Raw genomic sequence first — 14,467 nt, 5'->3', positions numbered from 1 at the left:
TCGTTCAGAGAGGCCGAGAGGTTAGCATCTTCAGGCCCGCGACAGACTCGTTCAGCCCGGGAAACGACCATGCGTGCGGCGCAAGCCGACCCGATCGATGACACCGATCGCCCGCGAATGCGTCCCGATCCGCCGTTGGCTAGGCAGGACGCACGACGCTGCAACAGGGTGCTGGCTGCCTATTATCGGCAGCCCGTCTATCCGAGCGTCATGCCGCAAGCCCGTTTTTGTCTTCGACGATCCGGATCGGGCCTGTGGCTTGTCCCGCACCCTGCCTGATGCTGAACGCGATCAGTTCTTCGTAAATCTCCCGTTGCCCGGCAGGCAGCACGGGCAGCAGCGTCTCGCGCCGCTTGTCCGCATCGAACATCGCTTCCACCAGCCATCCGGTCAGATAGAGCGACGCAAGGCATCCGCCCGCGGTCGCGACGTTGCCGTGACACACCAGCGGCTGATCCATCGCTTGCAGATCGAGTGCCTGCAAACCCGTCCGCGCTTCAGGGTGCGTCGTGGCGCGGCGCTGGGGCAGCAGCCCGAGCCGTTCGAGGATGAAGGCGCCGGCGCAGATCGACCCGACAAGCTGGCGTTCGGGATCGAGATCGAACGACTGCAGGAAATCCGGATCGGCGAGCGCGGCCGGTACGCCTTCCTTGCCGCTCGAAAACAGGATCGCGTCGGCGCGATTGGCGTTGGTGAGCGGGCCGTGGGTCGGGATGGCCAGGCCATGGGCGGAATGCAGCACCGGCTGCGCACCCAGGATCCGGACGCGCCAGTCCTTGTTGTTGCGACCGAGAATGTCCCACATCAGGAACAGGTCGATGTCGGTGAACCGGTCGAATGCGACGAGCGCGATGTCTTTCAAGGCGGACTCCATGCGTAGTGGCACGCTGCCGGATGCGGCGGCGGCCGTGATAGAGTTCGCAGCCTATCTGTCCATGCCGCACCATACACAGCCTGTATGGCGATGACGATGAGCACACTGACGCGAAACAACTGGATTGCCGCGGGCTTCGACGCCCTCGACGGGGAAGGGTATGCGGGCATTTCGGCCGAAAGCCTTGCGCGACGGCTGAACGTGACCCGCGGATCGTTCTATCACCACTTCCGTAATCGCGAGGACTTCGTCTCGACCTTGCTGACCGCGTGGGAGGATGACTACACCGCGCGCATGCTTGCGTATGCGGCCGAGGGCCGCGGTGCCGGCGACACGCTGGCGCGCTACCTGCGCATTGCCGCCGAGAAACGGCCCGGGCGAGAAATCGCGATCCGCGCCTGGGCGTTGCACGATCCGCTGGTCGCGGAATTCCAGCAGCGCGTCGACGCGGCGCGGCTAGCGTTTGCGATCGAGACGTCGCGCCGGCTGGTGCGCACGTCGGGCGAGGCCGAGATCGTCGGGCAGGCCGTGCACTTGTGCCTGATCGGCGGACAACAGGCCGGGCTGCGGCGCGATGCCGACCGGTTCAACGGTTTCATGCAGCGCGCTTTTTCAATCGTCGAACGCGTGCTGCCGATGCGTCGCGCGTGACGCGCCACGTGGCACGCGTATCGGTGCGCGTGCTGCATGCGTGGCGCGGACTCGATAACGCGCAGCTGCATTCGCGCGCCCGACGCGTGTGCCGCGGAGGGCGGCGCGGTACCCCACGCCAGCCAGGGGGTTATGCGTGCCGCGGCGAGGACGACGTTGCCGCGCGATAGCGCAGGTGGATCAGCGGATAGGCCCGCCCTTGTCCATCGAGCGCCGAGCGCCCGCAGCGCTCGAAGCCGAGCCGTTCATAGAATCCCGTTGCCAATTCGTTCTGCTCGTTGACGTCGGTCGACAGGTCGGGGTGACGCCGGAGTGCCGCTTCCACGAGCAGGCGCCCGACACCTGCGCCATGGTGAGCCGGATCGACGAACAGGGCTTCCATGTGACTGCCGTCGAGCAGCATGAAGCCGATCGCGCGGTCGGCCTCGTCGACGGCGAGATCAAGCGGCGCACCGGGCAGGAATGCGACCACGTCGGATTCGATCGCGCGGCGGTCGTCGTCGCTCAGGAAGTGATGCGTGGCGTCGACCGCGTCGCGCCAGATATCCAGCACGCGTGTGCCGTCGGCCTCGGTGGATTTGCGAATGCTGATCATGGTTTGACCTGTTTTGATGGGTAGTTTGAAGGTCGGCGGGCAGCCGACACCGTCATGGCCCCGATCGGGCCGCTCGCAAGGGGCGCGGGAAAGACGGCGTTGTTTCAGGTAATGGCCGGACGCGGTGCGTCGCCGAGGGCGGCCGCACGCTCGATCGTGCGTCGCGCGACGTCGCGAACGCCGGCGCTCATCGGCAAATCATCGCGGTCGAGTTCGGCGAGATCGAACCAGCGCGCGTCGAGCGCATCGTCGCCGGCAGCAGGCGTGCCGCGCAGCCATGTGCACAGCACCGCGACCATGACGAAATGCTGGCGCACGTTGCCGCCGGCATCGTAATCGAAGGCATCCAGCGCGGTAAAGGTGTCGCGTGCTTCTACGTCGACGGTCGTCTCTTCAGCGATCTCGCGCACGATCGCGTTCGCAATCGATTCCCCTGCTTCGATCTTGCCGCCGGGAAAGCCCCAGCAGCCCGCATCGGGCGGATTGGCGCGGCGTACCAGCAGCACGTCGCGTTCTCGCAGGACGATGCCGATCACGGCGGGAATGGGGCGTACGGAGGCGATGACGCTGGTCGGGGAGCGGGGCGAATCGGACATGAGGGGTCTACGTGCGGGCGTGTTCGAGGGGGGCGGGCGGCCGGTGACGATTCACCGCGCGTCGTGCGTGCGTTGCTCGATCGCGCGGATCACGGCGACCATGTCGTCCGCGCCATGTCCGGCCCGCTCGGTCTCGCCGTAAAGCGCGTGGCAGATGTCGAGCAGCGGCGACGCGATGCCGATGTCGCGCGCGGATTCGGCGACGAGGCGCGCATTCTTCAGCACGTCGGTGATCGCGGCCTGCACCGAGAAATCCGCGGCGACGAGTTTGCCGAGCTTCACGCGCGACACGTCGCTCGCCATCGGGCCCGCATTCAGCACGTCGGCGAAGCGGGCGAGATCGATACCTTGGCGTTGTGCGAAATGCGTGGCTTCGGTCAGGCCGGTGACCATCGTGATCAGGAACAGGTTCACGGCGAGCTTCATCGTCAGCGCCGACGGTACGTCGCCGCATACGAAGCTGTCGCGGCACAGCGGCTTCACGAGCGTGCGAACGGCGTCGACGTCGTCCGGCGCGCCGGCGAGCATCACGACGAGTTGACCGGCTTCGGCCGGCTTGCGTGACCCCGACACCGGCGCTTCGACGTAACGGCCCGACGCGGCAGCGATTTCATCGGCCAGTGCGCGCGAATACCTGGGTGCGTTCGTGCCCATGTTCACGATGGTGCGTCCGCCGACACGGGCGGCGAAACCGGGCGTGCCGCGCGCGAGAACGGCGTCGATCGCCGCGTCGTTCGCGAGCATCAGGATCACGGTCGGGCAGGCGGCGAATACGTCATCGGCGTGCTCGGCCACGCGTGCGCCGGCGTCGCGCAACGCATCGTCGCTGCCGTGCGACCGGCTCCATACGACGAGCGGTGTGCCGGCCCGCGCGAGATTGAGTGCCATCGGCGTGCCCATCACGCCGAGGCCGATGAATCCGACTGCGGTTTGCATGTTGTGGCTCCCACGGTGGGTGGAGACGATCGTGGGCGTCAGTATCGCAGCGTTTCCGCACACCTGTCATGTCGTCCGCGCACGCGCGGGAGTCACGTCACGGCCGCGCCGTCATGTCCGCCGTATCCGCCGTATCCGCCATATCCGCCAGATACGGCCACGGATAGATGCCGCGCGCATGACCGTCGCCGAACCGGGCGCGGATGCCGTAGCCGGCTGGCTCGAGGCTGTCCAGCGTCAGGTCGGGCCGCGCATCGACACGACCGCCGTCGAGCCGGATCCTTCGGCATTCCGCACACGGGCAATCGCCGCGCAACCGCGCATAGCCGATGCGTTGCGTGCGGCCGTCCGGCCAGCGGAGTGTCAACGTGCGTGCCGGGTGATCGAGTGCGATTTCGGTCGGGGAGATCATCGCGACGCCTCGTCGATTTGCCGGATCGCGATTCGCACGGCCTTGCGTACTTCCGGATCATGATCCTCCAGCGCGTGGGTCAGCGCGGGCAACGTCGTGCGGTCGCGCAATTCACCGAGCGCAAGCGCGGCTTCCTTGCGCAGGTTGCTGATCGCATGCGACAGCAGCGCGACGACGGCCGGCGCCGCGGCCGCATCGCGCAGTTGCCCGAGCGAGCGCGCGGCACGCAGGCGTACCTGCCAGTAGTCGTCGTCGAGCGCGGCGACGAGCGGTTCGCGCGCGGCCGTGACACGCAACTTGCCGAGCGTCGTGGCCGTTTCCTCGCGCACCTGCCATTCGCGGTCGCGCAGCGCGGCAAACAGTGCGTCGATGGTGGCCGCATCGTCGGGTGCCGCGAACCCGATCGCGCCGACCGCGGCGCGTCGCACGTCCGCTGCGGCATCGGTGGTCGCGATGCGCGCGAGCGGCGGCAGCGCACGCGGATCCCTGAGCCAGCCGAGCACCGCCACGGCTTCGGCGCGCACGGCAGCGTGTTCGGCGTCGAGCGCGTGCAGCGCCGGCGCGAACGCGTCGGGGTCGCGCAACTCGCGCAATCCGCGCAGCACGGCGCGGCGCACGAACGGCTCGGGCCGGGCGGCCCATCGACACAGTACGGCACCCGATGCCGGGTCCTTCAGTTCGGACAGGCTCTGCGCGGCGGCGGCGCGTACACCTTCGTCCGGATCGAGCAATGCACCGCACAGTGCGTCGACGACGTCGGGCTGTTCCCATGCGCCGAGCACGCGCGCAGCCTCGCTGCGTACGTCGGCCGACGGATCGTCGCACAGTGCCGCAACGAATGACGGCACCAGATCGGACTCCTCGAGATCGGCAAGCTCGAGCAGTGCGATGCGGCGCACGGATGCGTCGGGCGCGGCGAGGCGGAGGGCGAGTGCGGCACGATCCGGATCGTGCGTGCCGGGCAGCGGGGTGGTGGAAAAGAAAGCGGTCATGGGCAAAAATCGGTTCGGTGAAAGAGCTGCTGCTCACGGAGCGCGGCGCATGGACGGCGCGGTATGGCGACGCGAACCTGGCGAACGCCGGCCCGGCCGTCACGTCGTCGATGCGCGGCCCGCGCGCGCGGCACGACGACGATCGGCCGCGCGCTCGCTCAGCGCAGCAGGTAAGGGATGTCGACCTTGACCGCGCCGGTCGGGCAGTCGCGCTCGCACGGCATGCAGTACCAGCATTCGTCGAACTGCATGTAGGCCTTGCCTTTGGTCAAGTCGATCGCGAGCAGGTCGAGCGGGCACACGTCGACGCAGACGGTGCAACCCTTGTCGGCGATGCAGCGTTCCTCGTCGATCGTCACGGGCGCGCTGCTGCGCAGGAAGATGTCGTGCGGGGTATGGGGCACGGTAGGGCTCCTCAGAGGGCGGCAGCGAGTGCGGCCGGTTCGCGGATGCGCAGGTTCGTGTAGGCGTCGCGATCGTCGTCCGCAAGCGGCACGACGTACGGTTCGACGGGCCGCTTCTCGCTGCGCATCGCGCCGTCGGCGTCCTTGCGCAGCCAGGTGTGGCAGAACCATTCGGCGTCGTTGCGATGCGGAAAGTCGACGCGATGGTGGTACAGCCCCCAGCGGCTCTCGGTGCGGAACAGCGACGCGCGCGCGGCCATTTCCGCGCAGTCGCGGATCGCGCGCACCTCGGCGGCGCGCATCAGTTCGTGCGGATGGCTGGCCTTTATATCTTCGATATCCTCAGTAATGGCATCAAAGCGTTGCAGCCCGATTTCCATTTTGCGTGTCACTTTCGGCGGTTGAAGATAGTCGTTCACCATGCGGCGCAGCTTGTACTCGACCTGCGCCGGTGCCAGGCCGCGCTCGCGCAACAGCGGCGCAAGCACACGGGTGCGTTCGGCGGCGACCTGTTCGTCGTCCACCGGCGCATGCTCGCGGCCTGCCACGTAGTCGGCCGCGTTCTGCCCGGCAAACCAGCCGTACGTAAATGCGCCGAGCATGTAGTTGTGCGGGACGGCCGCCATGTCTCCGGCCGCGTAGAGCCCGGGCACGGTCGTCTCCGCGCGGGCGTTCACGTATACGCCGGATGCGCTGTGGCCGCTGCAGAAACCGATCTCGGAGATGTGCATCTCGACCATCTGGCTGCGGTAGTCGGTGCCGCGCCCCGCATGGAAGCGGCCGCGACTCGGCCGTTCGTTCGTATGCAGGATCTGCTCGATGGTCTGGATCGTTTCTTCCGCGAGATGATCGAGCTTGAGGAACACGGGGCCGTTGCCGCTCTGCAGTTCCTGGTAGAACTCCCACATCATCTGGCCGCTCCAGTAATCGCATTCGATGAAGCGTTCGCCCTTGCCGTTCGCGGTGAAGCCGCCGAGCGGGCCCGTCACGTACGCGCATGCGGGGCCGTTGTAGTCCTTGATCAGCGGATTGATCTGGAAACATTCGAGATTCGCGAGCGCGGCGCCGGCGTGATAAGCCATCGCGTAGCCGTCGCCGGCGTTGGTCGGGTTCTCGTACGTGCCCATCAGGTAGCCCGAGGCCGGCAGGCCGAGGCGGCCGGCCGCGCCGCAGCAGAGAATCACGGCTTTCGCGCGGATCACGTGGAACTCGGCCGTGCGGCAGTCGAAGCCGAGTACGCCGCTCGCGTGGCCCTGCGCATCGGTCAGCACGCGCGTCACGACGATCCGGTTGGTGATCGCGATGCGTGCGCGCTTCAGTTGCCGGTACAGCACCTTCTTGATGTCGTGCCCCTCCGGCATCGGCAGCACGTACGAGCCCATGTGGTGGACCTTCTTCACCGCGTAGTCGCCGGTGCCGTCCTTCTCGAACTTCACGCCCCAGCGGTCGAGCTGCTCGATCGTCGCGAAGCTGTGCGCCGCATACGCGTGCACGGCTTCCTGGTCGACGATCCCGTCGTTGGCGATCGTGATCTCTCGCGTGTATTGCTCGGGCGTCGCATGCCCGGGAATCACCGCGTTGTTCAGGCCGTCCATCCCCATCGAGATCGCGCCGCTGCGTTTCACGTTGGCTTTTTCGAGCAGCAGCACGCGCAGGGACGGGTCGCGCTCCTTCGCCTTGATCGCTGCCATCGGGCCGGCCGTGCCGCCGCCGACCACGACGATGTCGTATTCGAGTACATGGGTAGTCATCGCTGTTTCCTTGCAGGTTTGCGCGGCTTTTGCCGGTCGATGCGCAGCCGGTACTGGAAGGCGTCGCCGCGAAAGTACAGGTATTCGTAGTCGATCGGCGCGCCCGACGCGTCATGCGTGAGGCGCTCGATGCGCAGCACGGGGCTGCTTTCCTCGACGTGCAGCGCATCGACGATCTCGTCGTCGGCGAGGATCGCGTCGATCGACACGTCGGCATGGCCGAGCGGGATGCCGCAGTCGTTTTCCAGGACCAGGAAGATGTCGCGGGTCGCGAGATCGGCACCCGCGAGGCGCTTGCCGAGTGCTTCCGGCACCCAGGTCTGTTCGAGCGACACGGGCTCGCGATTCAGCAGCCGCACGCGGTGAATCTCGACGAGCGGCGCGCCTTCGGGCACGTTCAGCTTTGTCGCGAGATGGCGGTCGGCCTTGACGGTGCGGACACTGCGCACCTGGTTGACGATCTCGTAGCCCATCGACGACATCGCCTCGGCGAAGCCCTGCAGCGACGTCACATTCTGGAACGCCTTCGGCTTCGACACGAAGGTGCCCTTGCCGTGCAGCTTGAACAGCAGTCCTTCCTTCTGCAGATCGCCGAGCGCCTGGCGCACCGTGATCCGGCTGACGCCGAACGCCGCGCAGAGTTCGTGCTCGGAAGGCATCCGGCTGTGCGGCGCATAGGTGCCGTCGAGAATACGCGCACGCAGCGTGTCCTTGATCTGCACGTAGAGCGGGGCCGCCGACAGCGGCACGACGTTGGGTGAGGTCATCGGTCAACTTGTTATGACAAGATCGCTCGAGTGTAGTCAGCGCGATGGCGCGTCCCAACCAACCATTTCTGATTTCGACTTTCCGATTCCGGAAAAGCACGGCGGCAGGGGCCGGACCGAACGGACGATCCGGCATGCGGTGTCGGCGCGGTCCGCCCGTTGCGGGCGGAGTGAAGCGGCGGACAATCAGGAAATTCACCGGCGCGTGTGCCGTGCATGTCGATTTCCCGTTGCGTCGCGCGTCGTATCCATGTCGACCGGGCATGGCGCCACGCGGGTGGCGCCCGGTTACCGAGGATTGGCGTAACGAAAAGGAGGCATCCCATGCAGGATTCCCGATATCGCTGGGTCATCGTCGCTGCGGGTGGCTTGATGGGCTGCATCGCCGTCGGCGCGATGTTTTCGCTGCCGGTTTTCCTGCGCGCCATCGCGCGCGACACGGGCTGGTCGATGACCGGCATTTCCGGCGCGATGACGCTCGGCTTCATCGCGATGGCCTTCGCGAGCATGGGGTGGGGCAGCCTGTCGGACCGCATCGGCACGCGCCCGGTCGTCATCATGGGTGCCGTTCTGTTGCCGGCAAGCCTGGCGCTGGCGAGCCGCGCGCCGTCGCTGCTCGTGTTCCAGCTGACGTTCGGCCTCGCCGTCGGCGGCGCGACGGCTGCGATATTCGCGCCGATGATGGCGTGCGTGACGGGCTGGTTCGACACGCACCGCAGCCTGGCGGTGTCGCTCGTGTCGGCCGGCATGGGGATGGCGCCGATGACGATGGCCCCGCTGGCCGCGTGGCTCGTGTCGGTGCGTGACTGGCGCACGTCGATGCTGCTGATGGCGGCGCTGGCGGCCGTCGTGATGGTTCCGGTGTCGGTGCTGGTGCGCCGGGCGCCCGCGCTCGACGGTGCGCATGCGGCCCCGGCAGCCGCTGCGCCAGCCGGCGAGCCTGGGGCGATGTCGGTCGCGCACGCGCTGCGTTCGCCGCAGTTCATCGTGCTGCTGCTGACCAATTTCTTCTGTTGCGCGACGCATTCGGGGCCGATCTTCCATACGGTCAGCTACGCGGTGACGTGCGGGATCCCGTTGATCGTCGCGGTGTCGATCTACAGCGTCGAAGGGCTCGCCGGCATGGGCGGCCGGATCGCGTTCGGGATCCTGGGCGACCGCATCGGCGCGAAGCGCATGCTGGTGGCCGGGCTGCTCGCGCAGGCGCTGGGCGCGCTCGGGTACGCCTTCGTGCGCACGCTCGACGGCTTCTACGCGGTCGCGACCTTGTTCGGCTTCATCTATGCGGGCGTGATGCCGCTGTATTCGGTACTCGCGCGCGAGAACTTCCCGCTGCGGATGATGGGCACCGTGATCGGCGGCTGTGCGATGGCCGGCAGCCTCGGGATGGCCGCGGGCCCCGTGGCCGGCGGCCTGATCGTCGACACGTTCGGCAGCTATGGCTGGTTGTACGTCGGTTCGTTCGCGATCGGCGTCGGCGCGTTCCTGATGGCGATGATGTTCCGCCCGTTTGCGAAAGCGCGACCGGAAACCGTGGCCGCGTGACCCGGCGCCGGAAGCGGGGCGGCTTGCATTGCACCGGATCGGCGCGGTTCGGCCCGCGTTGCCACCGATAAAACAGGGCCCGACACCGCGTGCGTTTGCGGGTACGTGGGCGGCCCGCAGCCCGCTGCGGCGCAGCAGGGCGGCAAATGATGCCGATCGGCGCGCATGCGCAGCGATTCGGCCCCTAAAAATACAATATCGAGCATATATTCGAAGGGCCTGTCATACCCGCGTCACCCTGCTAGAATTCGGCCTGCCGCATTGTTCCGATTGACTGATGAGATTGCTTGACGCCCTGGTCGAACAACGTATTGCCGCCGCCGCCGCGCGGGGCGAGTTCGACGATTTGCCGGGTACCGGCGCGCCGCTGGCGCTGGATGACGACCTGCTCGTGCCCGAGGAGGTGCGGGTGGCCAACCGTATCCTGAAGAATGCGGGCTTCGTGCCGCCGGCCGTCGAGCAATTGCGCGCGTTGCGCAACCTGCATGACGAAGTGCAGGCGGTCAGCGACCGTGCCGCGCGGTGCCGGCTGCAGGCGAAGATCCTCGCGCTCGATATGGCACTGGAATCGCTGCGCGGCGGCCCGATGGTGATGCCGCGCGACTACTGCCGGCGCATCGCGGAGCGCCTGTGCGAGCGCGGGCTCGATGAAGTGCCCGCCGAAGCGGGGCCGATGTGACGTCCGACGCGCTGCACGACGCAGCCCGGCCGGCCGCCGAACCCGCCGCCGATTCTCCCGTTCCCGAAGCCGCGCCCGTATCGGCGCGCGACCTGCATTTCATGCGTCTCGCGCAGGCCGCCGCCGAAGAGGCGCGCGCGGCCGGCGAGGTGCCGGTCGGTGCGGTGCTCGTGCGCGGCGACGAAGTGATCGCACGCGGCTTCAACCATCCGATCGGCGGGCACGACCCGTCGGCCCATGCGGAAATGGCCGCGCTGCGCATGGCCGCGCAGCATCTGCAGAATTACCGGATGCCCGGCTGCGAGCTGTACGTGACGCTCGAGCCGTGCCTGATGTGCGCGGGCGCGATCATGCATGCGCGCATCGCGCGGGTCGTCTACGGCGCCGCCGATCCGAAGACGGGCGCCTGCGGCAGCGTGATCGACGCGTTCGCGAACCCGCAGCTGAACCACCATACCGAAGTGACCGGCGGGGTGCTCGCCGACGAGTGCGGCGCCGCGCTGAAGTCGTTCTTCGCCGAGCGCCGTCGCGCGTTGCGCGAAGCACGGCTGGCCCGCGACGCCGAATCCGGCGCGTCATAGGCGCGCCCGCTGCCCGGCGCGCGCCGGGTGCGCACGGCTTCGTGAACCGGAGACGGTTCGGACCCTCTAAGCAGGTTTGACGACCCGACACCTTTCGCCATGTCCTTCCAGCCCGCCGCGTCCTACACCATCCGACTGCTTGCGCCGTCCGGCTATCCGCACGACCCCGACGCGATCAATCGTGCGCTCGAGCGCCTCAGCACCGCACAGCACCGCATCGAGAACATCGAAGCGACGCAGCGGCGTTTCCAGCGGTTCGGCGGCACCGACGGCGAGCGGGCAGGCGACCTGAACCGCCTCGCCGATCCCGAGCGGCCGCTGCCGGACATCGCGCTGGCGGTGCGCGGCGGCTACGGTGCCGCGCGCATCCTGCACGGGCTCGACTACCGCGGGCTCGAACGCAGGCTGCGCGACCAGCCGGTCGCGCTCGTCGGGCACAGCGACTTCACGGCACTCCAGCTCGCGCTGTATGCGAAGGCGCGCATCAAGACCTTCGGCGGCCCGATGCTGTCCGCCGACTTCGGCGCGGAAACGCCGAGCGATTTCACGATGCAGCACTTCTGGCAGACGCTGACGCAGCCGACCACGACGATCATCGCCGAAGCGCCGCAGGTGCAGACCGTGAACGTGACGGGCACGCTGTGGGGCGGCAACCTCGCGATCCTCACGTCGCTCGTCGGCACGCCGTACATGCCCGACATCGAAGGCGGGATCCTGTTCATCGAGGACGTCAACGAGCAGCCGTTCCGGATCGAACGGATGATCTATCAACTGCACCTGTCGGGGCTGCTCGCGCGCCAGCAGGCGCTCGTGCTCGGCCAGTTCACCGGCGCGCGGCCGTTCGAGTACGACAACGGCTACGACATGCAGGCGATGATCGACCAGGTGCGTGAGGTGGTGGGGATTCCGGTCGTCACGGGGCTCCAGTTCGGCCATGTGCCCGACCTGCTGACGCTGCCGTTCGGCGCGCAGGCGCAACTGGTCGCGAATGCGCACGGTTTCCGGCTCACGCTGTCGGACTATCCGCACCTCGGCTGAGGCGGAGCGATCGATCGAAAGGCGGTTTTTCCGCCTTTTTCTTTATGTGAGTGCGCAACTAACGGTCACATTTTCTCGTCGACTTCAGCGGGATGGTCGCCGAGCTTTGCACCAGTTTTGTCAACAAAATGGCCTGGAGGGTATACGACGAGAATGGCCTCTGTCGTGCGCCTCAGCCTTGCCGTGCATGGATTCGACGCATCGTGCACCGAACCGGGTCGCATTGATGCACGTCGATTGTGCGCAATGCAGGAAAAGAATTGTTGACAATCTTTATGTCCGCCCTAGGATGAGGATCATCACGCGATGCCGATCATGAACGAGCCCGAATCCCACCCGTCCGGCGCAGCCGGTCCCGAAGCGATCGCCGAGCGGATCCGCACGGCGATCCTCGAGCATCGGCTCGCGCCCGGCGCGAAGCTGACGGAGGCGCAGCTCTGCGACGTGTTCGACGTGAAGCGCGGGACGATCCGCCAGGCGCTCGCGCAGCTCGCGACCGACAAGCTCGTCGATCTCGAGCCGAACCGCGGCGCGTTCGTCGCGAGCCCGACGCTGCAGGACGTGCACGAGGTGTTCGAGATGCGCCGGATCATCGAGCTCGCCGTAGTCGAGCGGCTCGCGACTGGGCCCGGCGCGAAGCGTCTGAAGGGGGTCGCCGCGCTGATCGACAAGGAGCGCAAGGCGTTCGAGCGGCACGACTTCGCGGCGTGGATCCGCCTGTCGGGCGAATTCCATACGGCGCTCGCCACGCTGATGGGCAATGCGACGCTCAGCGAGTGCCTCGAAGGGCTCGTCGCACGCTCGACGCTGATGTCCGCGTTGTACGAATCGCACGGGCGCAGCCCGTGCTCGTGCGACGACCACGACGAGATCCTCGCCGCGCTGGAGGCGGGCGATCCGAAGCGGGCGGTGACGCTGATGGCGCACCACCTGCAGCATGTCGAACTGAAGATGCTGGACCGGCCCGCACAGGGGCAGGTCGATTTGCGCGAAGTGTTCGGCGGCGCCTGAGCGGCGACGCGAACCCGGCCGCGCGCCACAAGAACGAGCGAAATGCAGGCCCGCGGTGTTTGCCGCGGGCCGCTGGTCCGACTCCGGGCGTCGATCCGGAGCGATATCGATGACGGTGGAGCGGCCGCCCGGCCGCGTCAAGGAGAAGTCATGGCTCAGTTCAGTGTGGCGCACGAGAGCGCCTATCCGGCGGAAGAAGGCGGCGAGGGCGGCGAACCGGCGCTGCCGAATGGTTACAGCGAACGTCTGTACAACGAAGATTTGGCACCCCTGAAAAATCAGACATGGGGTTCGTACAACATCTTCGCGTTCTGGATGTCGGATGTACACAGCGTCGGCGGCTACGTGTTCGCAGGCAGCCTGTTCGCGCTCGGGCTGACGAGCTGGCAGGTGCTGCTCGCGCTGATCGTCGGGATCGGCCTCGTGAACGTGCTGTGCAACCTGATCGCACGGCCGAGCCAGCAAATCGGCGTGCCGTATCCGGTCGCGTGCCGCGCGACGTTCGGCGTGCTCGGCGCGAACGTGCCGGCCGTGATCCGCGGGCTGATCGCGATCGCGTGGTACGGCATCCAGACGTATCTCGCGTCGAGCGCGCTCGTGATCGTCGTGCTGAAATTCTTCCCGCAATGGCTGCCTTACGCGGACGTCCATCGCTACGGCTTCCTCGGGCTGTCGGCGGTCGGTTGGGCCGGTTTCATGCTGCTGTGGGTGCTCCAGGCGTTCGTGTTCTGGAACGGGATGGAGACGATCAAGAAGTTCATCGACTTTGCGGGCCCGGCCGTCTACGTCGTGATGTTCATCCTCGCCGGCTACATGGTGTGGCGCGCGGGCTGGCGCAACATCGGCATCAACCTCGGCGGCGTCAAGTATCACGGTGCGGAAGTGATCCCGGTGATGATCACGGCCGTGTCGCTGGTCGTGTCGTACTTCTCCGGGCCGATGCTCAATTTCGGCGACTTCTCGCGCTATTGCCGCTCGTTCGGCGAAGTGAAGCGCGGCAATTTCTGGGGGTTGCCGGTCAACTTCCTCGCGTTCTCGCTCGTCACGGTGATCACGACGGCAGCGACGTTGCCCGTGTTCGGCGAACTCATCACCGATCCCGTCGAGACGGTCGGCCGCATCGACCATCCGACCGCGGTGATCCTCGGTGCGCTCACGTTCACGATCGCGACGATCGGCATCAACATCGTCGCGAACTTCGTGTCGCCCGCGTTCGACTTCTCGAACGTCGCGCCGCGCCTGATCAGCTGGCGCGCGGGCGGGATGCTCGCGGCCGTCGCGTCGATCTTCATCACGCCGTGGAACCTGTTCAACAACCCGGCCGTGATCCACTACACGCTCGACGTGCTCGGCGCGTTCATCGGCCCGCTGTACGGCGTGCTGATTGCGGACTTCTACCTCGTCAAGCGCGGCAGGCTCGTGCGCGACGACCTGTACACGATGTCGGAAAGCGGGTCGTACTGGTACACGGGCGGCGTGAACCGACGCGCGCTCGCAGCGCTCCTGCCGGCCGCAGTGATCGCGGTCGTGTGCGTGATGGTGCCGGGCTGGCAGGGCGTCGCGAACTTCTCGTGGTTCATCGGCGCGGGGCTCGGCTTCGTGTTCTACCGGCTGCTCGTGAGCAGGAAGGCCTGA

Annotated in this window: 16 protein-coding genes; 7 read left to right on the top strand and 9 right to left on the bottom strand. The window is 67.2% G+C overall.

The features are described 5' to 3' along the window. Positions 1-208: 208 nt before the first annotated feature. Complete coding sequence (locus ACPTTF_RS10790; RefSeq protein ID WP_423371165.1) at positions 209-874, bottom strand: DJ-1/PfpI family protein; 666 nt, start codon at positions 872-874, stop codon at positions 209-211. Between the two features lie 96 nt (positions 875-970). Here ACPTTF_RS10790 and ACPTTF_RS10785 point away from each other — a divergent pair, with 96 nt between their 5' ends. After that, a complete protein-coding gene (locus tag ACPTTF_RS10785) occupies positions 971-1,525 on the top strand; it encodes a TetR/AcrR family transcriptional regulator (RefSeq protein WP_423371164.1) in 555 nt (184 codons plus the stop codon). A 130-nt stretch (positions 1,526-1,655) separates the two neighbouring features. Here ACPTTF_RS10785 and ACPTTF_RS10780 read toward each other — a convergent pair whose 3' ends face one another. The 8 genes from ACPTTF_RS10780 to ACPTTF_RS10745 form a co-directional block, all read right to left on the bottom strand. Next, the gene (locus tag ACPTTF_RS10780) at positions 1,656-2,120 is read right to left on the bottom strand and encodes an acetyltransferase (protein ID WP_423371163.1); all 465 of its coding nucleotides are present in this window, start codon (positions 2,118-2,120) and stop codon (positions 1,656-1,658) included. A 104-nt stretch (positions 2,121-2,224) separates the two neighbouring features. Then, entirely contained in the window at positions 2,225-2,716 is a 492-nt protein-coding gene (locus tag ACPTTF_RS10775; RefSeq protein WP_423371162.1) for an NUDIX hydrolase, read from the bottom strand. Between the two features lie 51 nt (positions 2,717-2,767). Then, positions 2,768-3,652, bottom strand: a complete 885-nt coding sequence (locus tag ACPTTF_RS10770) for an NAD(P)-dependent oxidoreductase (protein ID WP_423371161.1) — start codon at positions 3,650-3,652, stop codon at positions 2,768-2,770. 97 nt (positions 3,653-3,749) lie between these two features. Further along, positions 3,750-4,064: a gamma-butyrobetaine hydroxylase-like domain-containing protein gene (locus tag ACPTTF_RS10765; protein WP_423371160.1), complete on the bottom strand. Its 315-nt coding sequence runs from the start codon at positions 4,062-4,064 to the stop codon at positions 3,750-3,752. Beyond that, positions 4,061-5,056 (bottom strand): HEAT repeat domain-containing protein, encoded by a 996-nt coding sequence (locus ACPTTF_RS10760; RefSeq protein ID WP_166959951.1) that lies wholly within the window; start codon positions 5,054-5,056, stop codon positions 4,061-4,063. Before ACPTTF_RS10760 ends, ACPTTF_RS10765 begins: the two co-directional genes overlap by 4 nt. 158 nt (positions 5,057-5,214) lie before the next feature. Further along, on the bottom strand, positions 5,215-5,460 hold the full coding sequence (locus tag ACPTTF_RS10755) for a 4Fe-4S dicluster domain-containing protein (RefSeq protein WP_166959947.1): 246 nt from the start codon (positions 5,458-5,460) through the stop codon (positions 5,215-5,217). 11 nt (positions 5,461-5,471) lie between these two features. Continuing rightward, a complete protein-coding gene (locus tag ACPTTF_RS10750) occupies positions 5,472-7,211 on the bottom strand; it encodes a fumarate reductase/succinate dehydrogenase flavoprotein subunit (protein ID WP_423371159.1) in 1,740 nt (579 codons plus the stop codon). Next, a complete protein-coding gene (locus tag ACPTTF_RS10745; protein WP_059694668.1) occupies positions 7,208-7,978 on the bottom strand; it encodes a GntR family transcriptional regulator in 771 nt (256 codons plus the stop codon). Before ACPTTF_RS10745 ends, ACPTTF_RS10750 begins: the two co-directional genes overlap by 4 nt. A 324-nt stretch (positions 7,979-8,302) precedes the next feature. Between ACPTTF_RS10745 and ACPTTF_RS10740 the strand changes: the two genes are divergently transcribed. From ACPTTF_RS10740 to ACPTTF_RS10715, 6 genes are all read left to right on the top strand, one after another. Beyond that, a complete protein-coding gene (locus ACPTTF_RS10740) occupies positions 8,303-9,523 on the top strand; it encodes an MFS transporter (protein ID WP_423371158.1) in 1,221 nt (406 codons plus the stop codon). 277 nt (positions 9,524-9,800) lie between these two features. Further along, positions 9,801-10,202 carry a DnaJ family domain-containing protein gene (locus tag ACPTTF_RS10735; protein WP_423371157.1) on the top strand — a complete coding sequence of 134 codons (402 nt, stop codon included), beginning with the start codon at positions 9,801-9,803 and terminating at the stop codon, positions 10,200-10,202. Beyond that, positions 10,199-10,783, top strand: coding sequence for a tRNA adenosine(34) deaminase TadA (gene tadA, locus ACPTTF_RS10730; RefSeq protein WP_091920961.1), 585 nt, complete (start codon positions 10,199-10,201; stop codon positions 10,781-10,783). The genes ACPTTF_RS10735 and tadA overlap by 4 nt, the downstream gene beginning before the upstream one ends. 99 nt (positions 10,784-10,882) lie before the next feature. Further along, a complete protein-coding gene (gene ldcA, locus ACPTTF_RS10725; protein ID WP_166959931.1) occupies positions 10,883-11,821 on the top strand; it encodes a muramoyltetrapeptide carboxypeptidase in 939 nt (312 codons plus the stop codon). A 306-nt stretch (positions 11,822-12,127) separates the two neighbouring features. Further along, the gene (locus ACPTTF_RS10720; RefSeq protein ID WP_423371156.1) at positions 12,128-12,832 is read left to right on the top strand and encodes a GntR family transcriptional regulator; all 705 of its coding nucleotides are present in this window, start codon (positions 12,128-12,130) and stop codon (positions 12,830-12,832) included. 150 nt (positions 12,833-12,982) lie between these two features. Continuing rightward, on the top strand, positions 12,983-14,467 hold the full coding sequence (locus ACPTTF_RS10715; protein WP_423371155.1) for an NCS1 family nucleobase:cation symporter-1: 1,485 nt from the start codon (positions 12,983-12,985) through the stop codon (positions 14,465-14,467).

The sequence above is a fragment of the Burkholderia crassaminum genome, assembly GCF_964265005.1.
Lineage (GTDB): Bacteria > Pseudomonadota > Gammaproteobacteria > Burkholderiales > Burkholderiaceae > Burkholderia.
Note: the sequence above shows the minus strand (reverse complement) of the source record. Positions and strands in the feature narration are given on the sequence as shown.

What these genes read in the sequence shown, in the direction of transcription:
- ACPTTF_RS10790 (WP_423371165.1), bottom strand. Translation starts at nt 874, where the DNA reads ATGGAGTCCGCCTTGAAAGACATCGCGCTCGTCGCATTCGACCGGTTC.
- ACPTTF_RS10785 (WP_423371164.1), top strand. Translation starts at nt 971, where the DNA reads ATGAGCACACTGACGCGAAACAACTGGATTGCCGCGGGCTTCGACGCC.
- ACPTTF_RS10780 (WP_423371163.1), bottom strand. Translation starts at nt 2,120, where the DNA reads ATGATCAGCATTCGCAAATCCACCGAGGCCGACGGCACACGCGTGCTG.
- ACPTTF_RS10775 (WP_423371162.1), bottom strand. Translation starts at nt 2,716, where the DNA reads ATGTCCGATTCGCCCCGCTCCCCGACCAGCGTCATCGCCTCCGTACGC.
- ACPTTF_RS10770 (WP_423371161.1), bottom strand. Translation starts at nt 3,652, where the DNA reads ATGCAAACCGCAGTCGGATTCATCGGCCTCGGCGTGATGGGCACGCCG.
- ACPTTF_RS10765 (WP_423371160.1), bottom strand. Translation starts at nt 4,064, where the DNA reads ATGATCTCCCCGACCGAAATCGCACTCGATCACCCGGCACGCACGTTG.
- ACPTTF_RS10760 (WP_166959951.1), bottom strand. Translation starts at nt 5,056, where the DNA reads ATGACCGCTTTCTTTTCCACCACCCCGCTGCCCGGCACGCACGATCCG.
- ACPTTF_RS10750 (WP_423371159.1), bottom strand. Translation starts at nt 7,211, where the DNA reads ATGACTACCCATGTACTCGAATACGACATCGTCGTGGTCGGCGGCGGC.
- ACPTTF_RS10745 (WP_059694668.1), bottom strand. Translation starts at nt 7,978, where the DNA reads ATGACCTCACCCAACGTCGTGCCGCTGTCGGCGGCCCCGCTCTACGTG.
- ACPTTF_RS10740 (WP_423371158.1), top strand. Translation starts at nt 8,303, where the DNA reads ATGCAGGATTCCCGATATCGCTGGGTCATCGTCGCTGCGGGTGGCTTG.
- ACPTTF_RS10735 (WP_423371157.1), top strand. Translation starts at nt 9,801, where the DNA reads ATGAGATTGCTTGACGCCCTGGTCGAACAACGTATTGCCGCCGCCGCC.
- ldcA (WP_166959931.1), top strand. Translation starts at nt 10,883, where the DNA reads ATGTCCTTCCAGCCCGCCGCGTCCTACACCATCCGACTGCTTGCGCCG.
- ACPTTF_RS10720 (WP_423371156.1), top strand. Translation starts at nt 12,128, where the DNA reads ATGCCGATCATGAACGAGCCCGAATCCCACCCGTCCGGCGCAGCCGGT.
- ACPTTF_RS10715 (WP_423371155.1), top strand. Translation starts at nt 12,983, where the DNA reads ATGGCTCAGTTCAGTGTGGCGCACGAGAGCGCCTATCCGGCGGAAGAA.